Annotated in this window: 7 protein-coding genes; 2 read left to right on the top strand and 5 right to left on the bottom strand. The window is 70.4% G+C overall.

Annotated features, from left to right (window positions below; all coding sequences use genetic code 11):
- Nucleotides 1–103: 103 nt before the first annotated feature.
- Complete coding sequence (locus tag NFT33_RS13290; protein WP_220785595.1) at nt 104–1315, bottom strand: ammonium transporter; 1212 nt, start codon at nt 1313–1315, stop codon at nt 104–106.
- A gap of 483 nt (nt 1316–1798) precedes the next feature.
- On the opposite strand from NFT33_RS13290, the gene NFT33_RS13285 reads away from it, so the two are divergent.
- The gene (locus NFT33_RS13285) at nt 1799–3235 is read left to right on the top strand and encodes a DEAD/DEAH box helicase (RefSeq protein WP_251676012.1); all 1437 of its coding nucleotides are present in this window, start codon (nt 1799–1801) and stop codon (nt 3233–3235) included.
- A 10-nt stretch (nt 3236–3245) separates the two neighbouring features.
- Here NFT33_RS13285 and NFT33_RS13280 read toward each other — a convergent pair whose 3' ends face one another.
- From NFT33_RS13280 to yaaA, 3 genes are all read right to left on the bottom strand, one after another.
- On the bottom strand, nt 3246–3833 hold the full coding sequence (locus tag NFT33_RS13280; RefSeq protein ID WP_251676010.1) for a hypothetical protein: 588 nt from the start codon (nt 3831–3833) through the stop codon (nt 3246–3248).
- Between the two features lie 55 nt (nt 3834–3888).
- Nucleotides 3889–4758 carry a 2OG-Fe(II) oxygenase gene (locus NFT33_RS13275; protein ID WP_251676008.1) on the bottom strand — a complete coding sequence of 290 codons (870 nt, stop codon included), beginning with the start codon at nt 4756–4758 and terminating at the stop codon, nt 3889–3891.
- A gap of 100 nt (nt 4759–4858) precedes the next feature.
- On the bottom strand, nt 4859–5632 hold the full coding sequence (yaaA, locus tag NFT33_RS13270) for a peroxide stress protein YaaA (RefSeq protein WP_251676006.1): 774 nt from the start codon (nt 5630–5632) through the stop codon (nt 4859–4861).
- Between the two features lie 99 nt (nt 5633–5731).
- Here yaaA and NFT33_RS13265 point away from each other — a divergent pair, with 99 nt between their 5' ends.
- Nucleotides 5732–6136, top strand: a complete 405-nt coding sequence (locus tag NFT33_RS13265) for a YchJ family protein (protein ID WP_251676004.1) — start codon at nt 5732–5734, stop codon at nt 6134–6136.
- On the opposite strand, the gene NFT33_RS13260 is transcribed toward NFT33_RS13265, so the two are convergent.
- The gene (locus NFT33_RS13260) at nt 6103–6507 is read right to left on the bottom strand and encodes a hypothetical protein (RefSeq protein ID WP_251676001.1); all 405 of its coding nucleotides are present in this window, start codon (nt 6505–6507) and stop codon (nt 6103–6105) included. The genes NFT33_RS13265 and NFT33_RS13260 overlap by 34 nt on opposite strands.
- Nucleotides 6508–6584: the final 77 nt, after the last annotated feature.

Genomic DNA, 6584 nt, shown 5'->3' with positions numbered 1-6584 from the left:
GACGTGCCAGACCCGTGAGGGGACGACACGCAGCCGCGAGGAAGCAGGAACCCGCCGAAGGCTCGGCCGCGCAAGCGGTCGTGCCCGCCGGAATCCCCGTCCTTTAGGGCGGGGAGGATGTCAATTCGCGATCCGGCGTGGCACCGATGCGGTGGATCGTCAGGTCGGCGCCATCGAATTCCTCCTCCTGCGACAGGCGCAGACCGACGGTCGCCTTGATCAGGCCGTAGACCGCGAAGCCCCCGCCCAGCGCCCAGGCCACCGCCATCAGCGTGCCCACGGCCTGGCTGGCCAGACTGACCCCGCCCAGGCCGCCCAGCGCGGTCTGACCGAAGAGACCGCAGGCGATGCCGCCCCAGGCGCCGCACAGGCCGTGCAGCGGCCACACGCCCAGCACGTCGTCGATCTTCCAGCGGTTCTGGGTCAGCGTGAAGAGCTGGACGAAGATGGCGCCGGCCACGCCGCCGACCACCAGCGCGCCGATCGGGTGCATCAGGTCGGAGCCCGCGCACACCGCCACCAGGCCGGCCAGCGGGCCGTTGTAGACGAAGCCGGGGTCGTTGCGGCCCATCATCGCCGCCACCAGCGTGCCGCCGACCATCGCCATCAGCGAGTTGACCGCCACCAGGCCGGAGATCTTGTCGATGGTCTGCGCGCTCATCACGTTGAAGCCGAACCAGCCCACCGCCAGCACCCACGAGCCCAGCGCGAGAAAAGGAATGCTCGAGGGCGGATGCGCCGACATCGCACCGTCCTTGCGGTAGCGGTTCGAGCGCGCGCCCAGCAGCAGCACCGCCGCCAGCGCGATCCAGCCGCCGACCGCATGCACCACCACGCTGCCGGCGAAGTCATGGAACTCGGCGCCGAACGCGCCCTTCAGCCAGGCCTGCACGCCGAACTTCTGGTTCCAGGCCACGCCCTCCGACAGCGGATAGACCAGCGCGACGATCAGCACCGTCGCCAGCGACTGCGGATGAAAGCGCGCACGCTCGGCGATGCCGCCGGAAATGATCGCGGGAATGGCCGCGGCAAAGGTCAGCAGGAAGAAGAACTTGACCAGGTCATAGCCGTTCTTCTGCGCCAGCACCTCGGCACTGCTGAAGAAATCGACGCCATAGGCGACCGAGTAGCCGACGAAGAAATAGGCGATGGTCGAGATCGCGAAATCCACCAGGATCTTGACCAGCGCATTGACCTGGTTCTTCTTGCGCACCGTGCCCAGCTCCAGAAAGGCGAAGCCGGCATGCATGGCCAGGACCATGATGGCCCCGAGCAGGATGAAGAGCGCATCGGCGCCCTGTTTCAGCGTGTCCATGGTTGTCTCTTGTGAAGGATGTCGAAAAGGCGGGACGGATCGGGATCGGGACAGAAAGATGTCGCGTCGTCCGGCAGTCACCGCACCAGCGTGAGGCGCACCCGGATCGCGCGAGGCGCACCATGCAAGCACAAAACATGCCCATATTGGTGCAGCCCGAGACGCCACGGCACGCACAAGAAAAGGACAGAGGTCACGAATCAGCGCCAGGCGAGGGTCAGAAGATGCACAACATTTGTGCAAGCACATGGCAGACGCATTTGATTGGTGCACATGAAATCACCCCGCAGCGCCGTGCGGCAGGGGATCCGTCCGGGACCGGGACCCGGGACCGCTACAATCGCGACCCCGGTGTGCATCCCAGTCAGGACGCCGGGAGTCGCATCGGACTCGAATCGCAATCCGCGTCGCCCTCGACTGGCGCTTCCCTTGCGGGAGGACGGCAGGCGGCGCCGCCTGCACCCGTCATCCGGGTGCCTCTTCATGACGTTTGACGAACTGGGCCTGGCCCAGCCCCTCCTTCGCGCCATCCGCGAACAAGGCTACGACACCCCCACCCCGATCCAGCAGCAGGCGATTCCCGCGGTTCTCGCCGGCGGCGATCTGCTCGCCGGCGCGCAGACCGGCACCGGCAAGACGGCAGGCTTCACGCTGCCGCTGCTGCACCGCCTGGCCTCGAGCCATCCGGTCAAGGACAGCAAGGGCCGCTGGGCGATCCGCGCGCTGATCCTCACCCCCACCCGCGAACTCGCCGCCCAGGTCGAGGAGAGCGTGCGCAACTACGGCAAGCATCTCAAGCTCTCGAGCATGGTGATGTTCGGCGGCGTCGGCATGGGCCCGCAGATCGATCGCCTCAAGCGCGGCGTCGACATCCTGGTGGCCACGCCGGGCCGGCTGCTCGACCACCACAGCCAAGGCACGCTGGACCTGAGCCGCGTCGAGTTCTTCGTGCTCGACGAGGCCGACCGCATGCTCGACATGGGCTTCGTGCACGACATCAAGAAGGTGCTGGCGGTCCTGCCCAAGCAGAAGCAGAGCCTGCTGTTCTCGGCCACCTTCAGCGACGAGATCAAGGCGCTGGCCGAGCGGCTGCTGAACCAGCCGCGCGTCATCGAGGTGGCGCGCCGCAACACCACTGCCGAGACGATCGCGCAGCGCATCATCACCGTCGGCCGCGAGAAGAAGAAGGATCTGCTGATCCATCTGATCAAGTCGCAGGACTGGCACCAGGTGCTGGTGTTCACCCGCATGAAGCACGGCGCCAATCGCCTGTGCGAGCACCTGAACAAGGCCGGCATTTCGGCGATGGCAATCCACGGCAACAAGAGTCAGGGCGCACGCACCAAGGCGCTGGCCGACTTCAAGAGCGGCGAGCTGTGCGTGCTGGTGGCCACCGACATCGCGGCGCGCGGCATCGACATCGACCAGCTGCCGCATGTCATCAACTACGAGCTGCCGAACGTGCCCGAGGACTATGTGCACCGCATCGGCCGCACCGGCCGCGCCGGCGCGCAGGGCGAGGCGCTGTCGCTGGTGTGCATGGACGAGGAAGGCTTCCTCGCCGACATCGAGAAGCTGATCAAGCGCAGCATTCCGCGCGAGACGGTGGCCGGCTTCGAGGCCCCGGCCGGCGAGCGGGCCGAGCCGATCCAGATCGGCCGGCGCACGCTCAACGGCGGTGCACGCGGCGGCGGCAGCCAGCCGGGCAACGGCCGCGGCGGGCGCCCCGGCGGTGCGGCGGGTGCGCCGCGTGCGGCCGGTCAGCCGGCCGGCGGTGCCGGTCAGCCGCGCCCGGCAGGCGGCCGTGGCGGGCAGGGCGCCGGTGGCGCACGCCCGGCGGCACGTCCGGCAGCGGCCGCGCCGCAGCGACCGGGTGGCGCAGGCGGATCGGGCCGCGGCGGCTCAGGCCGCGGCCACTGATCCGGGAATCTCAGGGGCGGGAGCCGTCGTTCAGCGCGGCCGCCGCCCGGACCCGATCGGCACGGCGCTCGGCGGCCAGCCTGCGCTGCTCGGCCTGCGCCTTGACCGCCGCCTGACGGCGCTCGGCGGCACGGGTCGAAGCCTGCGCCTTGGCAGCGGTCGGCGCCTTGTCCGCCCGGGCCAGCTTGCGGCGATCGGCCGCCTTGGCCACCTTCGCGGCCTTGTCGGTCTTGTCGACCTTGCCAGCCTTCTGCGCCCGGGCCATCCGGGCGCCATCCTTCGCGGCCGCAGTCCGTTCGGCGCGCGCCTTGGCGGCCTTTTCGGCCCGGGCCTTGCGCAGCTCGGCCCGGCGCTCGGCACGGGCCTTGTCGCTGGCGGCCTGGCGTGCGGCCAGGGCCTGCTCGGCCTTCAGGCGCGGTGTCGCCGCGGTCGTGGCCGCCGGATCGCGCAGCGTCGCCGGATCAGGCCGGACAGCAGCCGGCGCGGCCGGCGCCGGCGTGGTGATCGGCATCGGCGTCTGGCCGGTGGAAGTCTGGGTCTGGGCCTGGGCACCGGTGGCCAGCAGCAGCGCGGCCAGCGCGGGAATCAGCATGTGCATCGGGGAGGTCTCCTGTCGGATGCGGGTTCAGTCGTTCGTTCGTTGGGTCGGTCGCTCAGTCGAAGCGGCGCTCGCGCATCCACTTGGTGGCGACCCATTTCTCGCCGGCCAGCACCGGTGCGCCACCGTGCAGCGAGCGGCTGACCGGATGGGCCCGGTCGTAGCTGAAGAAGACCGCATGGCCCTTGACCGGCGCGACCTCCAGCCGGACATCGGGAAACACGGTGGCGCCGCCCGCCTCGGGCGTGTTCAGGTACATCACCAGCGTGCCGACACGCTGGCCACCGCGGCGCAGGATGCTCGGCGCACCCGGCTGCGCCGGATCGAAATAGTCGTAATGCGGCTTGTACTCGGCGCCGGGGCCGTAGTGCAGCACCTGCACGCCCTCGCCGTTCTCGACCGGCCAGTTCACCAGCGCCGAGATTCGCTGCTCGATGCGGTCGATCAGCGCGGTCTCGCCGCGCGCGAAGAACATGCCGGCGCTGGTGCGGGCCTCGTTGACCTCGCTGCCGCCGGTGACGTTGTCCACCGTCTCGGAGCGCGCCAGCCTCGGCGCGGCCAGGTCGCGCAGCGCGTCGCATTCCCCGTCGGAGAGAAAGCCGGCGAAGACGACGACACGCGGCTCGTGCATCTGCAGCGCCACCACGACCTCGTGCCCGTCGGGCAGACGCAGCCGCGTGCGGCCGTCGAGGCGCGGCTCGGGCACCGGCACCGGCTCGGGCAGACTGGCCGTGGCGCTCTGGCGCTCGGCCAGGAAGCCGGCCAGCGTCTGCTCGAGCGCCTCGAGCGCGACCTCCTCGTCCCAGCCGGACTGCACCATCGCCTGGAGCACCGCATCCGGTGAATGGCCTGCCTGCGCCTGCTCGAGAATCCACTGGCGGAGTTCCGGGGTGGCCGTCTGCGTGCTGCTCATCTGAAGCGTCATCCTGCAATTCTGTCAGTGTCGGCGGGCAGTCCGGACTGCCCCACATCAAGCGATCCGTGGCGATTTGTTTCCTGGTGTGACGACAGGCCCCGAAACCCGCTCAGGCACGGCGCCGGAACACCAGCCGGTCCGGCGTCGAGACCTCCGGCGCATGGGCGTAGCCGTCGCGGTCGAAGCCGCGCAGCGCCTCGGGCGTGGCCAGGCGCTGCTCGATGGCGTGGCGCATCATCAGCCCGCGCGCACGCTTGGCGTGGAAGCTGATGATCTTCCAGGCGCCGGCCTTCCAGTCCTCGAACACGCAGTCGACCACCCGAGCCCGCAGCGCCGGGCGCAGCGCCGCCTTCGCGTATTCCTGCGAGGCCAGGTTGACGACCACCGGCGCGGCATCGTCCGCCAGGCGCTCGTTCAGGTGCTGCGCGATGCGGTCGCCCCACCAGGCGTAGAGATCGCGGCCGCGCGGGTTGGGCCAGCGCGTGCCCATTTCCAGCCGGTAGGGCTGCAGCGCATCGAGCGGACGCAGCACGCCGTACAGGCCCGACAGGATGACGAGATGCTGCTGCGCCCAGGCCAGCGCCTCGGCATCGAGCGAGCCGGCCTGCAGGCCGTCGTAGACATCGCCGTCGAAGGCCAGCACCGCCGGCTTGCTGTTGTCGGGCGTGGCCTCGGGCTGCCAGGCGCCGTAGCGGGCGACATTGAGCGTGGCGAGCTTGTCCGACAGCGCCATCAGCGTGGCCAGCTGCGCGGGCGTCTGGCCGCGCAGCTGCTCGATCAGCGCGGCGGCCTCGTCGGTGAACAGGGGAACGGTCGGCCGCAGGGCCGCGGGCACCGGGGTCTCGTAGTCGAGCGACTTGGCGGGCGAGAGCAGGAACAGCATGACGGGAGGGCGCAAGCAGGCGAAATCGGTCGGTTCGGTCGGATCGGAAAGCCTGCAGCGTAGCAGCCCGGCGCGCCGATCCCGCGGACAATCCCGCCGATGAACACGCCCGACACCCTGCCCTGCCCCTGCGGCAGCGGCCGCACTCTGCAGGCCTGCTGCGGCCGCTACCACGCCGGCGAGCTGGCCGGCCAGGCGCCGGACGCCGAGGCGCTGATGCGCTCGCGCTACAGCGCCTTCGTGCTCGACCGGCTCGACTACCTGCTGGCGAGCTGGCATCCGGACACCCGCCCGGCCTCGATCGAGCCCAACGAGCCGGGCCTGCGCTGGCTCGGCCTGGAGGTGAAGCGCCACCAGCGCCAGGATGCGGACCATGCGACGGTGGAGTTCGTCGCGCGCAGCAAGCTCGGCGGCCGGGCGCACCGGCTGCACGAAGTCAGCCGCTTCGAGCGCATCGACGGCCGCTGGTATTACCGCGACGGCGATCTCTCGCCCAGCCGCTGAGCGGTGTGGCCGGCCCGCGCCAGCGCGCACATTGCCAGATGCCGGTGCACCGGGGCCGACATCAGCCGCAGCAGCATCGCCGCCGGCATCAGCACCCACAGCGGCCCGGGCTGCGGCCCGAAGGGCAGCGCCAGCAGCGCGATCAGCGCCAGCAGCAGCGTGATCGCCGCGGCGCGGGCCCAGAAATGGCCGCGCATCAGGCCCAGGCCGGTCGTGCCGGACACGGCGGTCAGCGCCACCGAGACCGGCTCGGCGCAGGCCTGCAGCGCCGCCGCACCGATGAAGGACCAGCCCATCCACTGCACATCGGGGCAGGTCTGGCGGGACGGCAGCAGACGGCACAGGAAGGAAGGCAGATGGCGGTACGGCATAGGCGGCCATTCTGGCCGGACAATCCGGGCACTCACACCCTCTGAACTGATGAATTCCCCTCAAGCGAGGGCTTACG

This window comes from Sphaerotilus sp. FB-3 (assembly GCF_023706025.1).
Lineage (GTDB): Bacteria > Pseudomonadota > Gammaproteobacteria > Burkholderiales > Burkholderiaceae_C > Sphaerotilus > Sphaerotilus sulfidivorans.
Note: the sequence above shows the minus strand (reverse complement) of the source record. Positions and strands in the feature narration are given on the sequence as shown.